The organism is Chlamydia sp. 16-02 (assembly GCF_042235055.1).
In the GTDB taxonomy this organism is placed as follows: Bacteria; Chlamydiota; Chlamydiia; order Chlamydiales; family Chlamydiaceae; genus Chlamydia.
This window is the reverse complement of sequence record NZ_CP114172.1, coordinates 722,973-744,953: the sequence shown is the minus strand read 5'-3', so window position 1 is coordinate 744,953 and position 21,981 is coordinate 722,973. Positions and strand designations below refer to the sequence as shown.

Here is a 21,981-nt window from a genome sequence, read left to right as displayed (position 1 = left end):
TAACTTGTCTTTTCGAATTAATTAATTTTAAAATTGATTTATGAATTAAATAATTTTAATTTTAGGAATTATATTAATGAGCAAGCCTACTTCCAATAATTCTAAAAAGCCATCAGCCTCGTTTAACAAAAAAACACGTAGCCGACTCGCTGAGCTTGCTGCACAAAAAAAAGCTAAGGCTAATGATTTAGAACAGAAATATCCAGTCCCTACAGAAGAAGAAACAAAGAAAGCTTTGATGGACATCTTACAGGGTCTTGGTGACGGATTAACTCTTCAACAAATCTTAGGTTTATCCGACGTTTTATTAGAAGAGATCTACACAATCGCCTATAGCTTCTATTCCCAAGGGAAATACAATGAAGCAATTGGTCTTTTCCAAATCCTTACAGCTTCAAAACCCCAGTGCTACAAGTATATTTTAGGATTAAGCTCATGCTATCATCAGCTCAAAATGTACAATGAAGCGGCCTTCGGCTTCTTCCTTGCTTTTGATGCAGAGCCTCAAAACCCAATTCCTCCTTATTACATAGCTGATAGCTTGATGAAGATAGATCAAGCCGAGGAATCTCGAGATTTCTTAGATATTACCATTGATATTTGCGCTAACAAACCTGAGTACAGAATTTTGAAAGAACGCTGCAACATTATGAAAGACTCTCTCAAAGATATGATCAAAGAAACAGCTCCAAAAAAGAAAAAAACTACCGCTGCTAAATCAAAAACATCGGCCAAAAAAAGATCCGGTGGGAAACGTTAATTTAGGGTTAGGAGAACTCCAAAATGAATAAAAAAGTTAGAAAAACGAAAAAAAGCACTACTAAAAAGACATCTGCAAAACATGCAGATACCACGCCTGTGTTATTCACTAATGAAACAGACAAGCAAGAAGTAGCAATCTCAAATCTAGAGAATTTAGTTTCTTCTATTTATGAAGATTTACCTCTGGCTCAGACATTTTCTGGGATTCAAGACGAAAAACAATTAACGCAAATGATGGCCGCGTTAAACGGAACTTTAGATTCCCTACCCATTGAGAGTCTAACAGAAGGTTTATTTAACAATCCTAAAGAAGATGCAAAGTTTGCTAAAGATTTAGCTTCAGTTCTCCACGGATTGAAGAATTTATCTTCAACAGTCAATAAGCATATCTCTGACAAACAATAGTCTTAGAAAACATTAGATAATATAGGGTAATTTAGCAGATGTCTCTCTCTACCTCAGGTCCAGACAATACTAACCAGAAAAATATCTTGGCTCAGGTACTAGCTTCTACACCACAAGCTGTACCAACCCCTGATAAACTTGCTGGTAATGAAACTAAGCAAATTCAGCAAACCCGACAGGGAAAAAATGCTGAAATGCAAAGTGATGCAGGTATTGCTGGAACACAAGGCAAAGAAAAAACTAGTGCTGTTTCTGAAGCTCAAAATTCAGAGAATATCATGGCTGGGCAAGGAATTGCCGCGGGTCAAGAGACTGAATCTGCAGAAGCTGCTGCCGGAGCTAACCAAACTGCCGGCGCTGCTGCTTTCCAAGCTGTAAACTTACAATCTACAATTGAAGAAGCTAACAAAACATTGGAGACTACACTCTCCTCTCTATCTTCTGTAGATTCTTCACAGTTACAAGAAATCCAAGAACTAGTTGCTGCTGTTGTCAATGGGACATCGAATTCCGCTATTCAAGGATTAGAAACTCCAGCTCTTCCTAAACCTTCCATAACTAAGCCTAGACAGGAAGTTATGGAAATTAGCATGGCCTTAGCAAAAGCTATTGCTGCTCTTGGAGAAGCTACAGCTTCGGCTCTTTCTGACTATCAAAGTACACAGGCCCAAGCTTCAACTATGAACCGCCTATCCTTAGAATCTCAAGGATTGAAGATCGATTCCGAGCGTGAAGAATTCCAAAAAATGAAAGAGATTCAATCAAAGGCAGATAGTAACAGTACGCTAAATACCGTAAACACTGTGATGATTGCTGTTTCTGTAACCATCACTGTTATTTCTGTTGTTGCCGCACTATTTACTTGCGGTCTAGGTCTTATAGGAACTGCTGCTGCTGGAGCTACTGCCGCTGCTGCTGCCGCAACTGCAGGGGCTACTGCAGGAGCTACCGCTGCAACATCCGTAGCAACAACTGTAGCTACACAAGTTACCATGCAAGCTGTGATGCAAGCTGTCAAAACAGCTATTGTTGAATCCATTAAGCAAGCTATCACACAAGCTATTAAAGAAGCTGTAAAACAGGGTATTAAACAAGTCATCAAACAAGCTATTAAAGCTGCTGTGAAAACATTGATGAAAAACATGTCTAAGATCTTCCAAACAGGGCAAAAAGCCCTTGCTAAATCCTTCCCAAGGCTTTCTAAAGTGCTGAATACTTTAGGAAACAAATGGGTCGCTGCCGGAATGGGGCTGGTTGTTGCCGTTCCTGCCTTAGTTAAGGGTATTGGAGATCTTAAGTTATCTGAAATGCAAACCGAACTTGCCGACATTCAGAAAAAAACGGGAATGCTCACCGCTCAATCTGAGATGATGAAGATGTTTACGATGTTTTGGCAACAGGCAAGTAAAATCGCCGCGAAACAAACTGACAGTGCAAATGAAATGCAGCAACAAGCAACTAAATTAGGTGCTCAGATTGCTAAAGCCTTCCAAGCTATCAGCTCGGGCTTAGCGTCAGCAGTATAAAATTATTTATTAAGGGGACATTTTTGCTATGACATCAGGAGTTAGTGGAAATAATAATACTGATCCTTCATTAGCTGCTCAGCTTGCACAAAATGCCAGTCAGGCAGCTTCTAAAGCTCAAGGACAACAAAAACCAGCTAATGCTCAAGGAACTCAAGAAGAGGCTGCGGCTGCAGGTTTTGAGGATCTAATCCAAGAGACGCAAGCTCAAGGAACCTCTAAAAAAGAATCTACCTCACAAACATCAAAAAGCTCTAAAACTGATAAATCTGGTAAAACTTCTACCTCTACATCAGTAGCTAGCGCATCGAGCACTGTTACAGCTCAAGCTGTAAAAGGACCCAAAGGTCTACAGCAAAATAACTACGAGCTCCCCCAACTTCCTGTCCCTGACAATACAGAAGTGAATGGCGTAGTAATCAAAAAAGGTATGGGAACTCTTGCCTTATTGGGACTAATTATGACTTTACTTGCACAATCTAGTGCAAAATCTTGGTCTTCACAGTTTCAACAACAAAACCAGGCAATTCAAAACCAAGTGGCTTTGGCTCCAGAAATAGGGAATGCTATTAGAACTCAAGCAAATCACCAAGCTGCTGCTACAGAAACTCAAGCTAAACAAAGTATGATCTCCGGTATCGTTAACATCGTTGGTTTCGCAGTTTCCGTCGGTGGAGGTCTTCTCTCTGCAGCAAAAAGCTTAGGGGGATTAAAATCCGCTGCATTTGCAAAAGAAACAGCAGGTGCAGCGGGATCCGCAGCGAGTTCTGCTGCCTCTCAAGCTTCGAAAGTTGCCACAGATGCAGCCACGGCAGCCACTAAAACAGCAACAACGGCCGCTTCTGGTGTTGCAGGTTCTGCTGCTTCTGGAGCGGCGAAAGCAGCAGCAGGATTGGCGAATGATATGGCCGCGGGGGCTGCGAAAGCAGCTGCAGGCGCTGCAAAAGGCTCAGGTGGATTATTCGGTAAAGTGTTAAACACTCCTGGCTGGAAAGATAAAGTTTCCCGAGGGATGAACGTAGTAAAAACTCAGGGGGGACGTGCTGCTGCTTTTGCTGGTAGAGCCCTTTCTACATCCATGCAGATGTCTCAAATGGTTCACGCTCTCACAGCAGGTATCGACGGGATCGTTGGAGGTGTTATGGGTGCTGAAATTGCTCATCACCAAAAACAAGCAGGTATGGCTGAAGCTCACGCTGAAGAATTGAAACAACTTTCTTCTATTCAAAGTCAGTACGCAGGACAAGCGCAACAGCTTCAAGAGCAATCGCAACAAAGTTTCAACTCTGCCCTGCAAACTCTACAAAACATTGCTGATTCTCAAACACAAACAACATCAGCAATATTTAGTTAAGATATTTTTTTATATTCTTAAGATAATAAAAAGGCTCAACCATTGTTGTTGAGCCTTTTTTTATGTAAAGCTGCTGTACATTAGGAAACAATGTAGCCCTGGCGAAATTCTTCATGATAGATTAGGCGACAACCTACAACCATAAAAACAACAGCTAGCAGTAAAGATCCTGATAGACTCTCCCCTAACAACAACCAGCCGTAAAATGCCGAAAATAAAGGCATAACGAGATTACAGAAAGAAAGGAATGTCGAAGAATATTTTCTCAACAACTTCGCATATAAATTATAGCTAATAAGGTTGGAGAACAATACAAGGCAGAAAATTGCTTGAATAAATACGATTCCGTTACTCACAGGAATAGGATTCCATGTCTCAACAATTATAGAATGTCCTAAAGATAAAACTCCGGATATAAGCATCGCATAGGCGTTTATCGCCATTACCGATAAAGAGGAATTCTTTTCTATTTTTCTTAATAATGTCCAACCAAACGCAGAAAAACAAGTCGCTAGTAACAATAGAAGTTCAGGAATCCCTAATTGCCAACTCCATGTATTTGCAGACCTATCTCCCCCAAAAAATAGATAAGATAGGTAGCCGAATAACCCGAGGCTTAATCCACCGATTTTCTTCATCGTTACAGTTTCTCGTAACTGGATGTAAGAAAACAAAGCCGAAATAAACGGAGAAAGCCCGTAGATAAAACAAGCCTTTGAAGAAGATAAGTTTTGTAAACCTAAAAACTCGCAGACATTCGTTAGATAGAATCCAACTACAGCCAAAATTAAAACAGGAATATAAACCTGTTTTGGTAATTTCAAAGATCCCTTTTTCCAAAAAACTATCCCTGCTAAAACCAAACCAGCAATAAGCATCCGGCTTCCTGTTACAAATAAAGGAGCTGAGGCCTCCATGGCTAATTTGCTAAAAGCAAAAGATGAGGACCAGATAAAAGCGGTAAAAAATACTAAAAAAATAGACATGAAGAAATCATTTCTGGAATAGAAAATAGCTTATTGTAAAAGAATAAAACTTTGGCTCCAACTCAAATATATTGTTATCTATAAACTCATCAAAAAAAACCTTTATCCTCTCACCTAAATATTAAGTTTTTTTTTAAGAAAACTCCCTTGCTTTGATCCGGAAAAACGTTACAATAACAGACTTAGAAAAACTCTTAATGGAGAGAAGATGATCCGCGTAATTTGCAACAATGAAACTTTTGAGCTGCCTGAAGGCGCTACTGCTGCTGATTTCGCGAGCAAAATAAAAAATTCTCATTACTTTGCTGGCGTTGTCATAAATGATCAAATTAAAGATCTATCCACAACCCTAAAAGAGGGAGATGCCTTAAGATTTGTCACCTGCGAAGATCCTGAAGGACGAGAGATTTTTCTACATACTTCTGCCCACATCTTAGCTCAGGCTGTATTACGTCTCTGGCCCAAAGCCGTTCCAACAATTGGTCCTGTTATAGATCAGGGATTCTATTATGATTTTGCCAATCTTTCCGTAAGCGAAGACGATTTCCTCATGATCGAAAATATGATGGAGCAAATAGCCCAAGCAAAGTTTGAAATATCTAAAAAAACATTTCATGATAAGCAAGAGGCCTTAAAAGAATTCGCTTCCAACCCATTTAAAGTAGAGTTAATCCAAGAACTCCCTGAAGGAGAAAGTATCACAGCCTATTCCCAAGGAGAATTTACAGATCTTTGTCGAGGGCCTCATCTCCCCTCTACTTCTCCTGTAAAAGCTTTTAAACTCCTACGCACATCAGCAGCTTATTGGAGAGGCGATCCTAGCCGGGAATCCTTAGTAAGAATTTATGGAGTATCTTTCCCCACAACAAAAGAATTAAAGGAACATCTTCATCAATTAGAAGAAGCGAAAAAACGCGATCATCGCGTTTTAGGAGCAAAACTCGATCTCTTCTCACAACAAGAATGCTCAGCAGGCATGCCTTTTTTCCATCCTAGGGGAATGATTATTTGGGACGCTTTAATAGGTTATTGGAAACGTCTCCATCAACTTGCGGGCTACAAGCAAATCCTAACCCCTCAGCTTATGAATCGTAGTCTTTGGGAAGTTTCTGGACATTGGAGCAACTACAAAGAGAACATGTATACTCTAAAAATAGATGAAGAAGACTATGCAATTAAACCGATGAACTGCCCCGGATGCATGCTATATTATAAAACACGCTTACACAGCTATAAGGAATTTCCTTTACGTGTTGCGGAGATTGGGCACGTTCACCGTTATGAAATTTCTGGAGCTCTCTCGGGACTGATGCGTGTACGCGCATTCCATCAAGATGATGCTCACGTATTTCTAACTCCAGAGCAAGTAGAAGAAGAAACTCTGAATATTTTAAATCTAGTTTCTGAATTATACTCAACATTCGGTCTTGAATATCACCTAGAACTATCCACACGTCCAGAAAAAGCAACTATTGGCAGCGATGAGCTATGGGAATTAGCAACAACAGCTTTAGAACGTGCTCTTGTAAATTCTAACACACCTTTCATCATCAATCCTGGAGACGGAGCCTTTTACGGACCGAAAATTGATATTCATGTAAAAGACGCTATTCAACGTACATGGCAATGTGGAACGATACAATTAGATATGTTCTTGCCCGAACGTTTTGAATTAGAGTATACAAATGCACAGGGAGAGAAAAGTACTCCTATTATGCTACACCGCGCTTTGTTTGGTTCTATTGAGAGATTTTTAGGAATTCTCATTGAACATTTTAAAGGAAAATTTCCTCTATGGCTAAGCCCTGAACATATTCGGTTAATCACTGTAGCAGATCGCCATCAACCCCGAGCTAAAGAGCTTGCTACCGTATGGCAAAAATTAGGTCTTATAGTTACCGTGGATGATTCTAATGAATCCGTGAGCAAGAAAATCCGGAATGCACAAAATATGCAAGTCAACTATATGGTCACTTTAGGAGATCGGGAAATAGAAGAAAATACTCTAGCTGTACGCACCCGAGACAACCGTGTTTTAAATGCTATGACAGTAGAGACATTCATAAACACTATACTTGAAGAAAAGAACTCTTTGAGTTTAACTCCACTATTGTAGAAAACCCAGATCCAAGGACGAGCATCTCGCATGAAAACCATCGCTGTCAATAGCTTTAAAGGTGGAACAGCAAAGACATCAACCACTCTGCATTTAGGAGCTGCTTTAGCACAATATCATAACGCCCGCGTGCTTCTTATTGATTTTGATGCTCAAGCAAATCTTACTTCAGGACTAGGTCTGGATCCCGATTGTTATGATAGCTTAGCTGTCGTACTCCAGGGGGAAAAAAATATTCGTGAGGTGATCCGTCCTATTGAGGATACGGGATTAGATCTAATTCCCGCGGACACCTGGCTAGAACGTATCGAGGTTTCTGGAAATTTAGCTGCAGATCGTTATTCTCATGAACGACTCAAACATATTTTAGCCTCTGTTGAAAATGAGTATGACTACGTTATTATTGACACTCCTCCGTCTTTATGTTGGCTTACAGAATCTGCTTTGATTGCAGCACAATATGCTCTAATTTGTGCTACTCCTGAGTTCTATAGTGTTAAAGGCCTAGAAAGACTATCCTCATTTATTCAGGGCATTTCCTCAAGACATCCCCTGAATATTCTCGGGGTCGCCCTCTCTTTCTGGAACTATCGTGGAAGAAATAACGCAGCGTTTGCTGATTTAATTCATAAAACATTCCCCGGAAGGCTATTAAACACTAAAATCCGTAGAGACATTACGATTTCTGAAGCAGCAATCCATGGGAAGCCTGTATTTGCCACAGCACCTTCAGCACGAGCTTCTGAGGATTACCTAAACCTGACTAAAGAATTGTTAATTTTACTGAGGGATATGTAATCCTATGGGAAATTTAAAAACTTTGTTAGAGAGCCGCTTCAGGAAAAACACTCAAGATAAAATGGAAACGCTAACACGCAAGCGTATGGAAGGAGAGCTCTCACCTTTCTTAAGCAGATTTTCCGATGTAAAATTATCCCAAAAAGAAGAAGAAAAGTTCCGTCAACTTTTAGAAAACTATACATTTGAAGATCAGATTTCCGAAGAAGATTTTAAAAGTCTCTGTAATCTCTCTGCTCAAATAAAACAAATCCATCATCAGGCAGTGCTCTTGCATGGGGAACGCATAAAAAAAGTCCGCGATTTATTAAAAACTTATCGTGAAGGAGCCTTCTCTGCTTGGTTACTTATTACCTATGGGAATCGACAAACTCCCTATAATTTTCTTGTATATTACGAACTATTTTCTACTCTTCCTGAGCCTTTGAAAATAGAAGCTGAAAAAATGCCCAGACAAGCAATTTATACATTAGCTTCTCGACAAGGGCCTCAAGAAAAAAAAGAAGCCATTATCCGTAACTATCGTGGGGAGAGCAAAGGAGAACTCTTAGATATTATTAGAAAAGAATTTCCTTTAATTTCTACAGATCGTCGTCAAACTTGTTTGGCGAAACAAGCATTAGCTATACTTTCCAAAGGCTCGCAATTATTAAAAAAATGCTCAGAATTATCTCCTGAGGATCAGGCTGCCCTTGAAAAATTGATAAAAAAGCTTCAAAAAGTTAAAAGTAATTTCTTTCCCAATACAAAGGTCTAAATATGGCAGCTAAATCAAAAACACTAGAACTAGAAGATAATGTTTTTCTTATTCTTGAAGGAAATTTAAAAAGAATTTTCGCCACTGCTATTGGCTACACTACATTCCGAGAATTTCAAAATGTTGTTTTTAACTGCTCTAACGGCCAACAGGAAACAGCGAATTTCTTTTTTGAAATGCTTATCAACGGAAAACTGATTCACGAGCTTCCTGTAGAACAAAAACAAGCGGCTCAAAGCCTAATTGCTGAATTTATGATGCTTATTCGTGTAGCTAAAGATATTCACGAACGTGGGGAATTCATTAACTTCATTACATCAGATATGCTATCTCAGCAAGAACGCTGTGTATTTTTGAATCGTTTATCTAGAGTAGATGGACAAGAGTTCTTATTAATGACCGATGTTCAAAACACCTGCCATTTGATTCGTCATCTATTAGCAAGACTTTTGGAAGCACAAAAGAACCCTGTGGGGGAAAAAAACCTCCAAGAAATTCAAGAAGATATAGTATCATTGAAAAATCATTTCGAAGAACTAGAGAAATCTTTTCAATAAATAAAGATTTATGAATAAGAAAAAGCGCGTACTTACCGGTGACCGACCAACAGGAAAGTTGCATTTAGGTCATTGGGTGGGTTCCATAAAAAATCGCTTATATTTACAGAATAACCCTGCCTACGATTGCTTTTTCATCGTTGCGGATCTCCACACTCTTACAACTCGAATACGTAAAGAACAGGTCTTAGATGTTGATAATCACATTTATGAAGTTCTTGCAGATTGGTTGAGTGTGGGGATAGATCCAAATAAGTCTACTATTTATCTACAATCAGCAATTCCTGAGATTTACGAACTCCATTTGCTATTTTCTATGCTAATTTCCATTAACCGAATCATGGGAATTCCTAGTCTTAAAGAAATGGCAAAAAATGCCTCCATTGAAGAAGGTGGCTTGTCTTTCGGACTAGTAGGTTATCCTGTATTACAGAGCGCTGATATTCTTCTTGCAAAAGCTCAGCTTGTTCCCGTAGGTAAAGATAACGAAGCTCACGTAGAGCTCACACGTGATATTGCACGCAATTTCAACCGGTTATACGGAGAAATTTTCCCTGAACCTGAAACTCTACAAGGAGAGCTTACCTCTCTAGTAGGTATTGACGGACAAGGAAAAATGAGTAAATCAGCAAACAATGCTATATATCTTTCTGATGATGACGCCACTATCAAAGATAAGATTAGAAGAATGTATACCGACCCAAATCGGATTCATGCCACGACTCCAGGTCGCGTCGAAGGGAACCCCCTATTCATCTATCATGATATTTTCAATCCTAATAAAGAAGAAGTTGAAGAGTTTAAAACACGTTACCGTCAAGGATGTATAAAGGATGTCGAAGTAAAAGCACGTCTTGCTGAAGAGCTGATTTTCTTCTTACAACCTTTTAAAGAAAAACGTGCTGAGCTATTAGCAAAACCTCTAATTCTTCAAGAAGCATTGCAGCAAGGCACGGAAAAAATGCGTGCTATAGCAAAAGAAACTATGGAAGAAGTTCATAGTACCCTAGGGTTAAGCCATAAATGGCGTTCTCGTCTATCGCTATAACTTATTCATGCCTATGACTTTTGAATTACGAGCTGCTTTTTCCCCTTGTGGCGATCAGCCGGAAGCTATTGCTAAACTTACTGAAGGCATACGTAATAATACACAATCGCAAGTACTCTTAGGGACCACAGGGTCAGGAAAAACTTTCACCATTGCTAATGTTGTTGCGAATGTTAACCGCCCCACACTCGTATTGGCGCATAACAAAACATTAGCAGCACAGTTATACCAAGAATTCAAAGAGTTCTTCCCCAATAATGCTGTTGAGTATTTCATCTCTTACTATGACTACTATCAACCTGAAGCATATATCGCTCGTAATGATACTTACATAGAAAAAAGCCTCTTAATCAATAGTGAAATCGATAAACTACGTTTATCTGCAACACGATCTATTTTAGAGCGCAGAGATACTTTAATTGTTTCTTCTGTATCTTGTATTTATGGTATTGGTTCTCCTGAAAACTATGCTTCTATGGCTTTAGAATTAGAAGTAGGAAAGGAGTATCCTCGTATAGCACTTGCTGCTCGGCTTGTAAAAATGAACTACCAAGCTTCTCCAGTAGCACAACGTTCAACATTTCGTGAACGCGGTAGCGTCATAGATATTTTCCCTGCCTATGAAAGTGATCAAGCTATCCGTCTAGAGTTTTTCAATGATACGCTATCTTCCATAGAATACAGCGATCCTTTAACTATGATTCCTATGGCATCCGTAACCTCAGCCATTATTTATCCAGGATCACACTACGTCACTCCCGAAGCTGTGCGAGAACAAGCTATACGTTCTATACGTGAAGAATTAGAAGAACGTATGTTGTTCTTCCAGGATCGCCCTATAGAACAAGATAGATTATTCCATAGAACTACTCACGATATCGAAATGATAAAAGAGACAGGCTTCTGTAAAGGAATAGAAAACTATTCTCGTCATTTCACAAAAATGCCTCCGGGAGCACCTCCCGCTTGTCTATTAGATTATTTTCCTAAAGATTTCCTATTAGTAATAGATGAATCGCATCAAACTCTACCTCAAATACGAGCTATGTACCGTGGAGATCTATCTAGAAAGCAATCCTTAGTAGAATACGGTTTTCGTCTTCCCTCTGCTTATGATAACCGCCCTTTAACTTATGAAGAAGCTCAGAAGTATTTCCATAATGTAATTTATGTATCTGCAACTCCAGGAGAGACAGAATTAAACGAAAGTCGTGGATATATTGTAGAACAAATTATCCGTCCTACAGGAATTCCTGACCTCATTCCAGAAATTCGTCCCGCAACAGGGCAGGTAGATGATCTACTTGAAGAGATCCGAAAACGCTTATCTAAATCTCAGGAAAAGATTTTAGTAATTTCTATTACTAAAAAACTTGCCGAGGATATCGCCGCATTCCTTTCAGAATTAGATATCGCCGCAGCATATCTACATTCTGGAATAGAAACTGCAGAACGTACTCGCATTCTTGCAGATTTGCGTTTGGGAAATATTGATGTACTTATAGGCGTAAACTTACTTCGAGAAGGATTAGATCTTCCTGAGGTCTCCTTAGTCGCTATTCTTGATGCGGATAAAGAGGGCTTTTTACGTAGTACATCTTCTTTAATACAGTTTTGTGGAAGAGCAGCAAGAAATGTAGCAGGTAAAGTGATCTTTTATGCCGATCAAAAGACACGCTCTATAGAACAAACTTTAAAAGAAACAGAACGTCGTCGACAGATACAACTGGATTATAATAAAGCAAATAATATTACGCCTAAGCCAATTATTAAAGCGATCTTTGCTAATCCTATTCCTCAAGGAGGGAAAAAAGAAACTGAAGAAACTCCTAAGGTTCCACTTTCTACAAAAGAATTAGAAAAACTTATAAAAAAATATGAAAATCTTATGCAGCAAGCTGCTCATGAATTTCGATTTGATGAGGCTGCAAAATATCGAGATAAAATGAAAGCCGCTAAGGAACAGCTTCTTTATCTCTCATAAAATATTGTAAAAATCTCAAATGAAATCTGCTTGCTTTTTGTAAAATCAGAACCTAATATTGCCATTAAGCTCTCCCCACACGTAATCTCATCTGATAATATAATCAGCACATTCAGATTATGTTAAATAGGTCTTTGGGAGCTAGTATCCAACCCCTTGACAAAAGAGATTAAAGACTCATGTTAGAAGTTGTCATTTCCGATATCCAAGCTAGAGAAATTTTAGACTCCAGAGGATATCCAACATTATATGTTAAAGTAACTACAGACGCAGGCACTTTTGGAGAAGCTTGTGTGCCTTCGGGAGCTTCTACAGGAATAAAAGAAGCTTTAGAACTTCGTGATCAAGATAGTTCTCGATTCCAAGGGAAAGGTGTTTTACAAGCTGTAAAAAATGTAAAAGAAGTACTCCTTCCGGTCTTACAAGGAGTTAGTATATTCGATCAAATCCTCATTGACTCTATCATGGTAGAGGCTGACGGTACGCCAAATAAAGAGAAACTAGGAGCTAATGCAATTTTAGGAGTTTCCCTAGCAGCAGCAAAAGCTGCAGCAGCTACCTTAGGACGTTCTTTTTACCGTTATATAGGGGGGTGTTTCGCTCATGTGCTTCCTTGTCCTATGATGAATCTTATTAACGGCGGTATGCACGCGAATAACGGATTGCAATTTCAAGAGTTTATGATTCGCCCTATTGGAGCAACGTCTCTAAAAGAAGCTGTGCGCATGGGTGCTGATGTTTTTCATACTTTGAAAAATATCCTCAATGACAAGAATTTAGCTACAGGAGTTGGTGATGAAGGGGGCTTTGCTCCACAACTAAAATCTAACTCTGAAGCTCTGGATCTTCTCGTACTTGCTATCGAAAAAGCTGGTTTCCAACCTGGTGAGGATATCTCCTTAGCTCTCGACTGCGCAGCATCTTCTTTCTATGATACGAAAACAGAAACCTATGATGGAAAGAGTTATCAAGAACAAGTTAGCATACTTGCTGATCTTTGCGACCACTATCCTATCGATTCTATAGAAGATGGTCTCGCCGAAGAAGATTTCGATGGTTGGGAATTACTAACAGCAGAACTTGGTGAAAGCATTCAAATCGTGGGGGATGATCTCTTCGTTACCAATCCCGAATTGATAGCGGATGGGATTAGTAGAGGTCTTGCTAATACTGTATTAATTAAACCAAATCAAATTGGCACATTAACAGAAACTTCTGAAGCTATACAACTTGCTCATAATCAAGGGTATACGACTATCCTCTCCCACAGATCCGGAGAAACTGAAGATACAACAATTGCAGATCTTGCTGTAGCTTTCAACACAGGACAAATTAAAACAGGATCACTATCACGCTCTGAGCGCATTGCCAAGTATAACAGGCTTATGGCCATAGAAGAAGAACTCGGTCCTGAAGGATTATTTAAAGATTCTAATCCATTTTCTGGAGAATAGAATAGCACGTGTATCGCTTTCTGGGAACAACTAGAAAGCGATTATCTTTTTGTAACATCTCTTTGTTAAACATCTTATTTTTTTTCTCAGACAAGCTACAAGATATAAAACTCTCCTGGTACGTTAAATAGTAGATGTCTGCTTAAGCAAAATTTTCTATATACTTAAAAAAATGAAAAAAGAAGATTTATGAAGACCAGCACGATCTTGCAGAGACCTTCTTATAACTACTAATTTAATGTAGATGATCCCTTTTACAAAAACGATAGGCTATCGTTTGTGGCTAGCATGTGTAGCTGCAATATTAATTCCTCTAGGGATTAATATTGTCCTACTCAACCTCAGACAATACCAGACTACAGTTTCATCAGTTATGGTAGCTTTTAAAGAAAATGCTGCTTTTAAAGTGGATACTCTCATGCAAATAGTCCCGCTAAATGCTGATGTTTTAGCTCTATTCTCAGAAGTTTTAGATCTTGATGAGGGGATTCCCTCTATTCCTAATGTTGAGCTTAGTAATGAAATGCAAAGAATATTTAGCTCAACATATGACGAAATCTCTTTAATTAAGCTCCAGTCTAATGGAGAGAAAATTGTTGTAGCCTCTAGTCTTCCGAACCATCTTGGAGAAAATTATCAAAATAAAATAGACATTCCCAACGATTTGCCTTTCTCAGCAACATTTAAACAATCTTCAGATAGTCATGAAGTTTTTTCAATAATGCAGGTAAATATCTTCGATAATGATACTCATGAACTTCTAGGTATTCTTTATACAACACATAATATTGAAAAATTTCTTGAAGATATTCTTGTAAATACTCAGGCCTACTTCAATATAAAAACAGCTATTTTATCTAAAGATGGTATCATCTTAAAAGCTTCTGATCCGGGCTTAGATCTTCGATCTATTTATCATAATGTTACTCAAAAGCAATTTTGCGATACTTTCTTAGATGAAAGTACATGCCCAAAAGGCATTTCTCTAAAGCCCCTCTCGCTAACTCCCTTACCTATAGAACCAAATTTTTTCTCTTTTAAAAATGGGAATCGGGAAATATGGAGTTATCTCGCTAACGTCCCTAATATGGATTTGCAGGTTCTTTCTTATGGGACAAAAGCTGAGCTTTTTTCGTCCTTCTGGAAACGTACGTTAATTTATTTTGCTTACTTTTTATGCGTTGTTTTAGGAAGTATGATCGCTTATCTCGCTGCTAAAAGATTATCCTTGCCTATTCGCAAACTCGCCACTGTCATCATACAAACGAGAGAAAATATTCGAGATCCTTATGTCGATGATTCCCTAGGATTCGAAGTGAACAGGTTGGGTCATATTTTTAACGCCATGGTACAAAGTCTAGACCAACAACAAACCTTAGCAGAGAAAAATTATGAAATAAAAGAAAGTGCTCAAAATGCTCTCCGCCTTGGAGAGCAAGCTCAGCAAAGACTCCTACCAAATACTCTTCCTAACTATCCTTATACGGAATTAGCGAAAGCGTATATCCCTGCTATTACTGTAGGGGGTGATTTCTTCGATGCCTTTATCGTAGGTGAAGGTAATCAAGCTACATTATTTTTAATCGTTGCTGATGCTTCTGGGAAAGGTGTCCACGCTTGTGGATACTCTCTATTCCTGAAGAATATGCTGCGGACATTCCTATCACAAATCCCTTCGATAAAAGAAGCTGTAGAACAAACATCCTCTTTATTTTATAAAAACACCGCTGATTCAGGAATGTTTGTCACCCTATGTGTCTACAGTTATAACTATAAAACAGGAGTTATAGAGTTTTATTCCTGTGGTCATAATCCTGCATGTTATCTATCTCCTAATGGAGATGTTTCCCTACTTTCTCACCAAGGCATGGCCTTAGGATTTCTTCCTAACATTCCTGATGTTCCTACAGAAAGTTTCCAACCAGCTCCAGGATCTTTGATTGTCTTATATTCAGATGGAATTACAGAAGCTCATAATAAAGATTTTGAAATGTTTGGTGAAGAACGGTTAAAAAGCGCTGTACAAACCTTAGTAGGGAAAAGCGCAGAAGATGCTATGCATTCTTTAATGCTATCTGTGAAAACTTTCGTAGGAAATTGCCATCAACATGATGACATTACCTTGCTGATTCTTAAAATATCGGACTCATGAAACAAACTTTTACCAAACGTATCTTGCTCTTCCTTTTTTTGGTAATTCCGATTCCTCTAATTTTGAATCTGGTAGTTCTATCATTATTTTCTTTTTCAGCAGCAAAAAATAACCTTATGGAGAATCTCCATACTCATGCGACAAACTTCAGCTTAGAATTTGAAAAGAAACTCACAATCCACAAAATCTTCCTCAAGCGTCTAGCAAATACTTTAGCACTTAAAGCTTACGCATCATCATCAGAGGATTTCTACTCTCAAGCTTATGATGAGATGTTCGCCCTATCTGACATGGATTTCTCTCTTTGTTTAATTCCTCTTCTTGATGGGAACGTAAAAACAAAAAATCCTCATGATCCATTTATCCACTATTTAAAAAGTCATCCTGAAATAAAAAAGAAGTTGAGCATGTCTGCAGGAAAGGCGTGTATCATTACTATCTCTTCAGAAACTTCCTCGAATTTTCCTAAAAATTATCTTGTGATTACTGAAGATATCGAAGTATGGAACTCACCAACAAGCGCAGGATTGCTTGTTAGTTTTTATCCCATGGATTTCTTACAAAAGGATCTATTTAAATCTCTCCATTTAAAAAATGAAGATATCTGTCTCTTAAACAAATATGGTGAAGTGCTTTTCGCTTCAAATCCTCAATTCTCTTCTGAAGTATTTTCTGTAGATATTTCCAACCTTCCTAAAATCACTGCTAGGAAACAAGCTATTCCCGTTAAAATAGCCCCAAAAATACTCCAAGAACACAATCTTATAAGCGTAAAAATAAACAATAAAAAATACCTAGGCATTGTTTTAAATAAACTGCCTATTCAGGGAACCTATACCCTATCCATCATTCCACTTTCTTGGTTTATCACTAAGGCCATTCGTCTTCCTTTGAATGTAATTTTCTTCTACTCTTTGGCCTTTATCCTAATGGGTTGGATACTCACGAAAATCAACAAACGGTTAAATCAGCCGATTCAAGAACTTACAACATGTATGGAAGCCGCATGGAGAGGAAATCATAATATCCGTTATGAGCCCCAACCTTATGGATATGAAATTAATGAATTAGGGAATATCTTTAATTGCACATTACTCTTACTGCTCAATTCAAGAGAAAAAGCAGAAATTGAACGTACCTCTGGAGATAAGCTCCAGAAAGAATTGGCTATTCTTGCCTCCCTACAACAAACTCTACTTAGTCCTACTTTCCCAGAATTTCCTAATGTCTCTTTTATATCCAAACATCTTCAAGGTATTCAGCTATCAGGTCATTTTTATGGATGGAAAGCCTCTATCCCTGATCAGAATCTCATTGGCGTTGTAGGACTTGCTGGAGATATAGGACTTCCATCCTATCTTTATGCCCTATCTGCACGAAGTTTATTCCTTGCTTATGCAAATCTTTCTTCTTCTTTAGAGAAAATAAGCTCTAATACTTTCGATGCCTTTGAGAAAACCACAGAGGGTGATGAAGCAACAGTCTCCATGACTTTTATTAGCTACTGTTCAATAGATACTACTTTGTCTGTTCTATCAGTAGGAAAGACGCCTCCTATAACCTTTTTAAAAAGGCAGGAAACATTTTCCCGCCTTACCTCACCCACCAAACAAAAGATAGAACCCGGGGATATTCTTGTCTGCATTACAGGGAACTATGAATTGACTGAATATCTCATGCGTCTACCTATTGAAGAGCTTATTAAAGATCCTTTAGCACCTTTAAATTCAGAAAATTTCATAGAGACTCTTACAGAAATGCTGAATAAAGAAACGAAATCACAAATAGATGGGACCTTAAGTTTCCTGTCTTTCAGTTAAGTTGAGATTTTCAATGGTTATACTTTCACTACCAGGTTCTGAAAGTAATTTAGGCCCCTTCCCTAACCATAACAATATTGCTGAAATTACAAGAGCAATAACACCAACGATAGTAATCCCAGAGATAACAGTTACAAATGCTGGTGAAGTCACTGCTAAGCTAATCAAAACTAAAGCAGCTCCAGTAATAACAAGAGCTATGAACGTTTTATTGATTTTTGATAATTTCGACTGGTGAGTCTGCACAAAATCCATAACTTTAGGACAGTACGGTTTTAGATGTTCCTGTATACTCATACTTAATACTCATTAGTTTAAAATTAAAACGGAACATGTTATCCATTAACGTCTTTTCTTACAAAATGATAAAAACTTCCTAACAGTAGTTCTTGAAGCTTTTTATGCGCTTTTCCTTATAGTGCATCCATCCTATTCATTCTATGAGGACTAATAATCTGCTCTTCCTAAAATAACTTTTCTTGAGTTTTCCTTCAGGGAATCGCTTGCTGACAGAAACCAGGAATTCATGATAAGAAATGGGAAAAGCCCAAAGTTTTCTCTGTATTTCCTATGTCACGACTGGATTTTTTTGTTTTTGATTCACTAGTTCTTAAGCAAAAGCATAATGAATTAGAAGAGATCTTCTGCTCAGAAGATAATGATCTATTTCGTGCCTATCAAACGACCTCTCTACAATCGCCTCTCGCAGCAAAAAATCTCACTATAGCAAGAAATACAGCACGTTATATCCTCGCAGAAAATGGAGAGATCGATGTAGCTAAAGTTGTAAAAGCTATAGAACATCTAACAAAATGCCTCTACCCTCTAGGCCCTCATAGACATAATGAAGCTAAGCCTAGAGAACATCTGCTAAAAATGCTTCAAGCTATCAAAAAAGAATCTGAGATTAAAGAAAGAATCAAAAAGCTCTTTGTTCCCTCTTATAAGAGCATTCAAGATCTCATTCGCAATACTTTAGCTTTACCTCCTGAAATTGCTTTAACGCCTATTCATGCACGTCAAGCAGCACTCACAGCAATGTTTTGTTACCTACGTCAAGATGTTGGCTCTTGCTTTGCAACGGCTTTTGCTATTGTCATTCATCAAGAATATCCTATGCTATTCATAAAAGATATTGATGATCTATTGACTTCGGGAAAACTTACAAGAATCATAGGCACAAGAGAAGTCTCCGTACCTATAAATCTATCAGGATGCATTGGAGAATTATTCAAGCCCTTAAGAATATTAGATTTATATCCTGACCCCATAGCAAAACTTTCAGCATCTCCAGGTTTACAACGAGCTTTCGAAGCTGCTGGTATCGTGGATACTTTAGATAACCCTCAAGTTCGTGTTCAACAAATCTTGGCTCACGAATATCTCCTAAAGAAACTACAGCATGTCGATGATATCATAACAGCTAATGAAGTCATTCAAAGTACGTTACTGCATCATTATCAAATTACAGCGAGTTCGGTACGCTCTATCTTATTTCAAGAAGGGTTCTACAGTAAAGAGCAGGTCTTTTTCTCTATTGAAAATTCTCATAAGCTCTCGCAAACACAAAGAGTCTATAGTTACCTCACCGCTTACGAACAAGCCAAATCAGCCTTTATCGGTGATACGCAAAATCCTCTATTGAAATCCTGGGAATATACATTAGCAACTCTTGCTGATTCTAACGATTCATCAACTCTAAATCATATTCGTGTAGCTCTAGGATGGCATCATGATGATCCTGATAGCCTAGCCCATATTATCCAAACGTTTGTAGAAGAAGAAGTTGATAATGCTCGTGATCTTATACAGCAGTGCGAGCAAACTTATAATGAAGCACGCGCTCAGCTTGAATACATAGAAAGTCGCATGAGAAATCCTTTAAATGAACAAGACAATAAGATATTGCTCATGGATCATTTGCGTTTTCGCCAAGAGCTCAACAAAGCTCTCTATGACTGGGATACTGCTCAAGAAAAAGCAAAAAAACTCTTCGCGCTTCCTAATTTTCTACTCTCTTTTTATACAAAGATTATTCCACAATACTTCCGTAGCTCTTATGACGCCTTCATCCAAGAATTCTCTCATCTTTACGCAGATTCTCCCGCAGGATTTCGTATTCTTTTTACTCATGGAAGAACTCATCCAAACACATGGTCTGCAATCTATTCGATTAATGAATTCATCAGTTTTTTATCAGAATTCTTTTCCTCAACAGAAATAGAGCTTTTAGGAAAACACGGAGTTTTAGGATTAGAAAAAGAAACTTCGGCTCTTATCCATCGTATTATCTCTTCTCTTCATAAGAACTCTTTCCAAGAAGCTGCCATAACACGCATCCTTGAAGGTTATAACCTTCCTATTCCACAACCTATTCTTAATAATTTAGATAAAATTTCCCATACACCTTGGGTATATGTTTCTGGAGGAACAGTAGAATCTTTATTGAAAGATTATTTCGAAAACTCTGAAGAACTTACACACATCGAAAAACATCCTGAAAATGCTCACGAGTTGGCTGCTTTTTTTTCAGACGCTTTAAAAGATCTGCCGTCAGCAATAAAAAGCTATTTAGAAGACGGCTCGCATTCATTAATAGCTTCTTCTCCAACACATGTATTTTCTGTAATTGCGGGGTCTCCCTTATTTCGTGAAGCTTGGAACAACGACTGGTATAGTTATACTTGGTTACGCGATGTTTGGGTAAAAAATCATCAAGATTTCCTAGCCGACACTGTATTAGATCAACAGGGAATCTATACATTTATAGAAAGGTTCTGCACGAAATATAGCCTAGAAAAAATTACTTATGATTTTCATGATTTCTGTTCTGACCACTCTTTATTACTTCCCGAACTCTATGAAAAAGCCTCGCGATTTTTACAAGAAACTCTACCAAGATCAAAAAATATCTTCCTCTTATATCAAAGACGCTTAGCTCATCAAATTGTCCAAGATATTCCCTATACTTCTGATCAACAACTCCCAGAAGTTTTAGATAATGTTTGCTCTTATTTGGGAATTTCCTCGCGAATTACTTATGAAAAGTTCAATAAACTCATAGAACGATTTATTCCCAGTTTCTCCTTATTATCGTCGGGAGAGATTCGTCATCTTTTTAAAGGATTGATGATGGAGAGCTATCAGCAGTTGTATTTTGAAGAGGACATCTTTTTAAGATTAGCGACAGCTATGCGCCATCATAATCTCGCCTACCCAGCTCCTCTACTCTTTGGAGATAGTAATTGGGCATACAGCTATTTCGGATTTATTCTTCATCCAGGAACCCAAGAAATCGATCTCTGGCAATTTAACTATGCCGGTTTGCAAGGATATCCATTGGAAAACATAGACAAATTACTTTCTGTATCAAGACCTTGGACACTCTATGCAAATCCTATAGATTATGGTATGCCGCCGCCTCCAGGATACCGTAGTCATATGCCTAAAGGATTTTTCTAATCCTCATCACTATCTTTTTTCTTTCTTTGGAAAATCGAACGAAATAAAGATTTTAAAGAATATTTGGAAATTTCTCTTCCCATTGCAGAAATACTTTCTGTTAATGGGAGTTTTTTAGGGCATACACGTACACAGTTGTGTGCTTGCCCACAACCTTCTATACCTTTCTTCCCCATAAGCGTACGTAAACGTTTTTTAGACTGCTTATCTCCAGGATACGTATTAAACAAACGTGCCTGAGCAATAGCTGCCGGCCCGATAAAATCATTATGCTCATTAATTTGAGGACAAGCTTCCGTACAACATCCACATGTCATACACATAGATAAGGCATACATTAACTCTTGCTGTTCTTGTGATACCTTCACACCACAATTTTCTCCATCGGTATCAGCAGCTACCCAACCTTGTATCTTTTGTAAATTATCAAACATGATTGAACGATCAACAATAAGATCACGAATTAATGGAAACTTCGTTAATGGAGCTAAAACAATCTCTCGAGATCCTGTTTCTTTTATGTACTCTTCTATAAGCGCAGTACATGCCTGACGAGGTGTACCATTTACTAATAATGAACAAGAACCACAAACTTCTTCTAAACATCCTTGCTCCCATACAACAGGATTTACTGTTTCTCCTAGGGTATTTACAGGACGTTTTTCAATTTCCATAAGAGCACTGATTACATTCTCTCCTGGATGTAACATCAATTCAAAACTTTCCCAATATTGCTTTCCCGGGGTTCCCCGATAGATTTTCAATATAAAAGTTTCAGGAATATCCATAGTCCTCTCTTT

Annotated in this window: 17 protein-coding genes; 14 read left to right on the top strand and 3 right to left on the bottom strand. The window is 38.2% G+C overall.

The features are described 5' to 3' along the window. Window positions 1-76: 76 nt before the first annotated feature. The 4 genes from O1W70_RS03260 to sctE are packed head-to-tail and all read left to right on the top strand — an operon-like array spanning window position 77 to window position 4,047. Window positions 77-760, top strand: coding sequence for a SycD/LcrH family type III secretion system chaperone (locus tag O1W70_RS03260; protein ID WP_332380911.1), 684 nt, complete (start codon window positions 77-79; stop codon window positions 758-760). Window positions 761-783: 23 nt separating this feature from the next. Then, window positions 784-1,167, top strand: coding sequence for a hypothetical protein (locus O1W70_RS03255; protein WP_332380909.1), 384 nt, complete (start codon window positions 784-786; stop codon window positions 1,165-1,167). Window positions 1,168-1,205: 38 nt separating this feature from the next. Continuing rightward, on the top strand, window positions 1,206-2,693 hold the full coding sequence (locus O1W70_RS03250) for a secretion system protein (RefSeq protein ID WP_332380907.1): 1,488 nt from the start codon (window positions 1,206-1,208) through the stop codon (window positions 2,691-2,693). Window positions 2,694-2,721: 28 nt separating this feature from the next. Next, entirely contained in the window at window positions 2,722-4,047 is a 1,326-nt protein-coding gene (sctE, locus tag O1W70_RS03245; protein ID WP_332380905.1) for a type III secretion system translocon subunit SctE, read from the top strand. A gap of 80 nt (window positions 4,048-4,127) precedes the next feature. Here sctE and O1W70_RS03240 read toward each other — a convergent pair whose 3' ends face one another. Beyond that, the gene (locus tag O1W70_RS03240) at window positions 4,128-5,033 is read right to left on the bottom strand and encodes a DMT family transporter (protein ID WP_332380904.1); all 906 of its coding nucleotides are present in this window, start codon (window positions 5,031-5,033) and stop codon (window positions 4,128-4,130) included. Between the two features lie 208 nt (window positions 5,034-5,241). Here O1W70_RS03240 and thrS point away from each other — a divergent pair, with 208 nt between their 5' ends. From thrS to O1W70_RS03195, 9 genes are all read left to right on the top strand, one after another. Further along, window positions 5,242-7,149 carry a threonine--tRNA ligase gene (gene thrS / locus O1W70_RS03235; RefSeq protein ID WP_332380902.1) on the top strand — a complete coding sequence of 636 codons (1,908 nt, stop codon included), beginning with the start codon at window positions 5,242-5,244 and terminating at the stop codon, window positions 7,147-7,149. Between the two features lie 30 nt (window positions 7,150-7,179). Then, on the top strand, window positions 7,180-7,947 hold the full coding sequence (locus tag O1W70_RS03230) for a ParA family protein (protein WP_213241803.1): 768 nt from the start codon (window positions 7,180-7,182) through the stop codon (window positions 7,945-7,947). 4 nt (window positions 7,948-7,951) lie between these two features. Next, window positions 7,952-8,704 carry a pGP6-D family virulence protein gene (locus tag O1W70_RS03225; RefSeq protein WP_332380898.1) on the top strand — a complete coding sequence of 251 codons (753 nt, stop codon included), beginning with the start codon at window positions 7,952-7,954 and terminating at the stop codon, window positions 8,702-8,704. Window positions 8,705-8,706: 2 nt separating this feature from the next. Next, the gene (locus tag O1W70_RS03220) at window positions 8,707-9,261 is read left to right on the top strand and encodes a CT584/Cpn0803 family type III secretion system protein (RefSeq protein ID WP_332380896.1); all 555 of its coding nucleotides are present in this window, start codon (window positions 8,707-8,709) and stop codon (window positions 9,259-9,261) included. A 10-nt stretch (window positions 9,262-9,271) separates the two neighbouring features. After that, window positions 9,272-10,309, top strand: a complete 1,038-nt coding sequence (gene trpS / locus O1W70_RS03215; RefSeq protein WP_332380894.1) for a tryptophan--tRNA ligase — start codon at window positions 9,272-9,274, stop codon at window positions 10,307-10,309. Window positions 10,310-10,322: 13 nt separating this feature from the next. Continuing rightward, the gene (gene uvrB, locus O1W70_RS03210; RefSeq protein WP_332381175.1) at window positions 10,323-12,293 is read left to right on the top strand and encodes an excinuclease ABC subunit UvrB; all 1,971 of its coding nucleotides are present in this window, start codon (window positions 10,323-10,325) and stop codon (window positions 12,291-12,293) included. A 179-nt stretch (window positions 12,294-12,472) separates the two neighbouring features. Then, window positions 12,473-13,747 (top strand): phosphopyruvate hydratase, encoded by a 1,275-nt coding sequence (eno, locus tag O1W70_RS03205; RefSeq protein WP_332380892.1) that lies wholly within the window; start codon window positions 12,473-12,475, stop codon window positions 13,745-13,747. Window positions 13,748-13,991: 244 nt separating this feature from the next. Then, the gene (locus tag O1W70_RS03200) at window positions 13,992-15,899 is read left to right on the top strand and encodes a PP2C family protein-serine/threonine phosphatase (RefSeq protein ID WP_332380890.1); all 1,908 of its coding nucleotides are present in this window, start codon (window positions 13,992-13,994) and stop codon (window positions 15,897-15,899) included. Continuing rightward, window positions 15,896-17,719 (top strand): regulator of sigma subunit, encoded by a 1,824-nt coding sequence (locus tag O1W70_RS03195; protein ID WP_332380888.1) that lies wholly within the window; start codon window positions 15,896-15,898, stop codon window positions 17,717-17,719. The genes O1W70_RS03200 and O1W70_RS03195 overlap by 4 nt, the downstream gene beginning before the upstream one ends. On the opposite strand, the gene O1W70_RS03190 is transcribed toward O1W70_RS03195, so the two are convergent. After that, complete coding sequence (locus tag O1W70_RS03190) at window positions 17,696-18,016, bottom strand: hypothetical protein (protein ID WP_332380886.1); 321 nt, start codon at window positions 18,014-18,016, stop codon at window positions 17,696-17,698. The two genes, O1W70_RS03195 and O1W70_RS03190, sit on opposite strands and share 24 nt — an antisense overlap. A gap of 273 nt (window positions 18,017-18,289) precedes the next feature. On the opposite strand from O1W70_RS03190, the gene O1W70_RS03185 reads away from it, so the two are divergent. Further along, window positions 18,290-21,181: a hypothetical protein gene (locus O1W70_RS03185; RefSeq protein WP_332380884.1), complete on the top strand. Its 2,892-nt coding sequence runs from the start codon at window positions 18,290-18,292 to the stop codon at window positions 21,179-21,181. On the opposite strand, the gene sdhB is transcribed toward O1W70_RS03185, so the two are convergent. Then, complete coding sequence (sdhB, locus tag O1W70_RS03180; protein WP_332380881.1) at window positions 21,178-21,969, bottom strand: succinate dehydrogenase iron-sulfur subunit; 792 nt, start codon at window positions 21,967-21,969, stop codon at window positions 21,178-21,180. The genes O1W70_RS03185 and sdhB overlap by 4 nt on opposite strands. Between the last annotated feature and the right edge of the window lie 12 nt (window positions 21,970-21,981).

Coding starts and splice junctions, on each gene's coding strand:
- O1W70_RS03250 (WP_332380907.1), top strand. CDS start 1,206: ATGTCTCTCTCTACCTCAGGTCCAGACAATACTAACCAGAAAAATATC.
- eno (WP_332380892.1), top strand. CDS start 12,473: ATGTTAGAAGTTGTCATTTCCGATATCCAAGCTAGAGAAATTTTAGAC.
- thrS (WP_332380902.1), top strand. CDS start 5,242: ATGATCCGCGTAATTTGCAACAATGAAACTTTTGAGCTGCCTGAAGGC.
- O1W70_RS03185 (WP_332380884.1), top strand. CDS start 18,290: ATGTCACGACTGGATTTTTTTGTTTTTGATTCACTAGTTCTTAAGCAA.
- O1W70_RS03230 (WP_213241803.1), top strand. CDS start 7,180: ATGAAAACCATCGCTGTCAATAGCTTTAAAGGTGGAACAGCAAAGACA.
- O1W70_RS03200 (WP_332380890.1), top strand. CDS start 13,992: ATGATCCCTTTTACAAAAACGATAGGCTATCGTTTGTGGCTAGCATGT.
- O1W70_RS03225 (WP_332380898.1), top strand. CDS start 7,952: ATGGGAAATTTAAAAACTTTGTTAGAGAGCCGCTTCAGGAAAAACACT.
- O1W70_RS03240 (WP_332380904.1), bottom strand. CDS start 5,033: ATGTCTATTTTTTTAGTATTTTTTACCGCTTTTATCTGGTCCTCATCT.
- trpS (WP_332380894.1), top strand. CDS start 9,272: ATGAATAAGAAAAAGCGCGTACTTACCGGTGACCGACCAACAGGAAAG.
- O1W70_RS03195 (WP_332380888.1), top strand. CDS start 15,896: ATGAAACAAACTTTTACCAAACGTATCTTGCTCTTCCTTTTTTTGGTA.
- O1W70_RS03220 (WP_332380896.1), top strand. CDS start 8,707: ATGGCAGCTAAATCAAAAACACTAGAACTAGAAGATAATGTTTTTCTT.
- sdhB (WP_332380881.1), bottom strand. CDS start 21,969: ATGGATATTCCTGAAACTTTTATATTGAAAATCTATCGGGGAACCCCG.
- sctE (WP_332380905.1), top strand. CDS start 2,722: ATGACATCAGGAGTTAGTGGAAATAATAATACTGATCCTTCATTAGCT.
- O1W70_RS03260 (WP_332380911.1), top strand. CDS start 77: ATGAGCAAGCCTACTTCCAATAATTCTAAAAAGCCATCAGCCTCGTTT.
- O1W70_RS03190 (WP_332380886.1), bottom strand. CDS start 18,016: ATGAGTATACAGGAACATCTAAAACCGTACTGTCCTAAAGTTATGGAT.
- O1W70_RS03255 (WP_332380909.1), top strand. CDS start 784: ATGAATAAAAAAGTTAGAAAAACGAAAAAAAGCACTACTAAAAAGACA.
- uvrB (WP_332381175.1), top strand. CDS start 10,323: ATGACTTTTGAATTACGAGCTGCTTTTTCCCCTTGTGGCGATCAGCCG.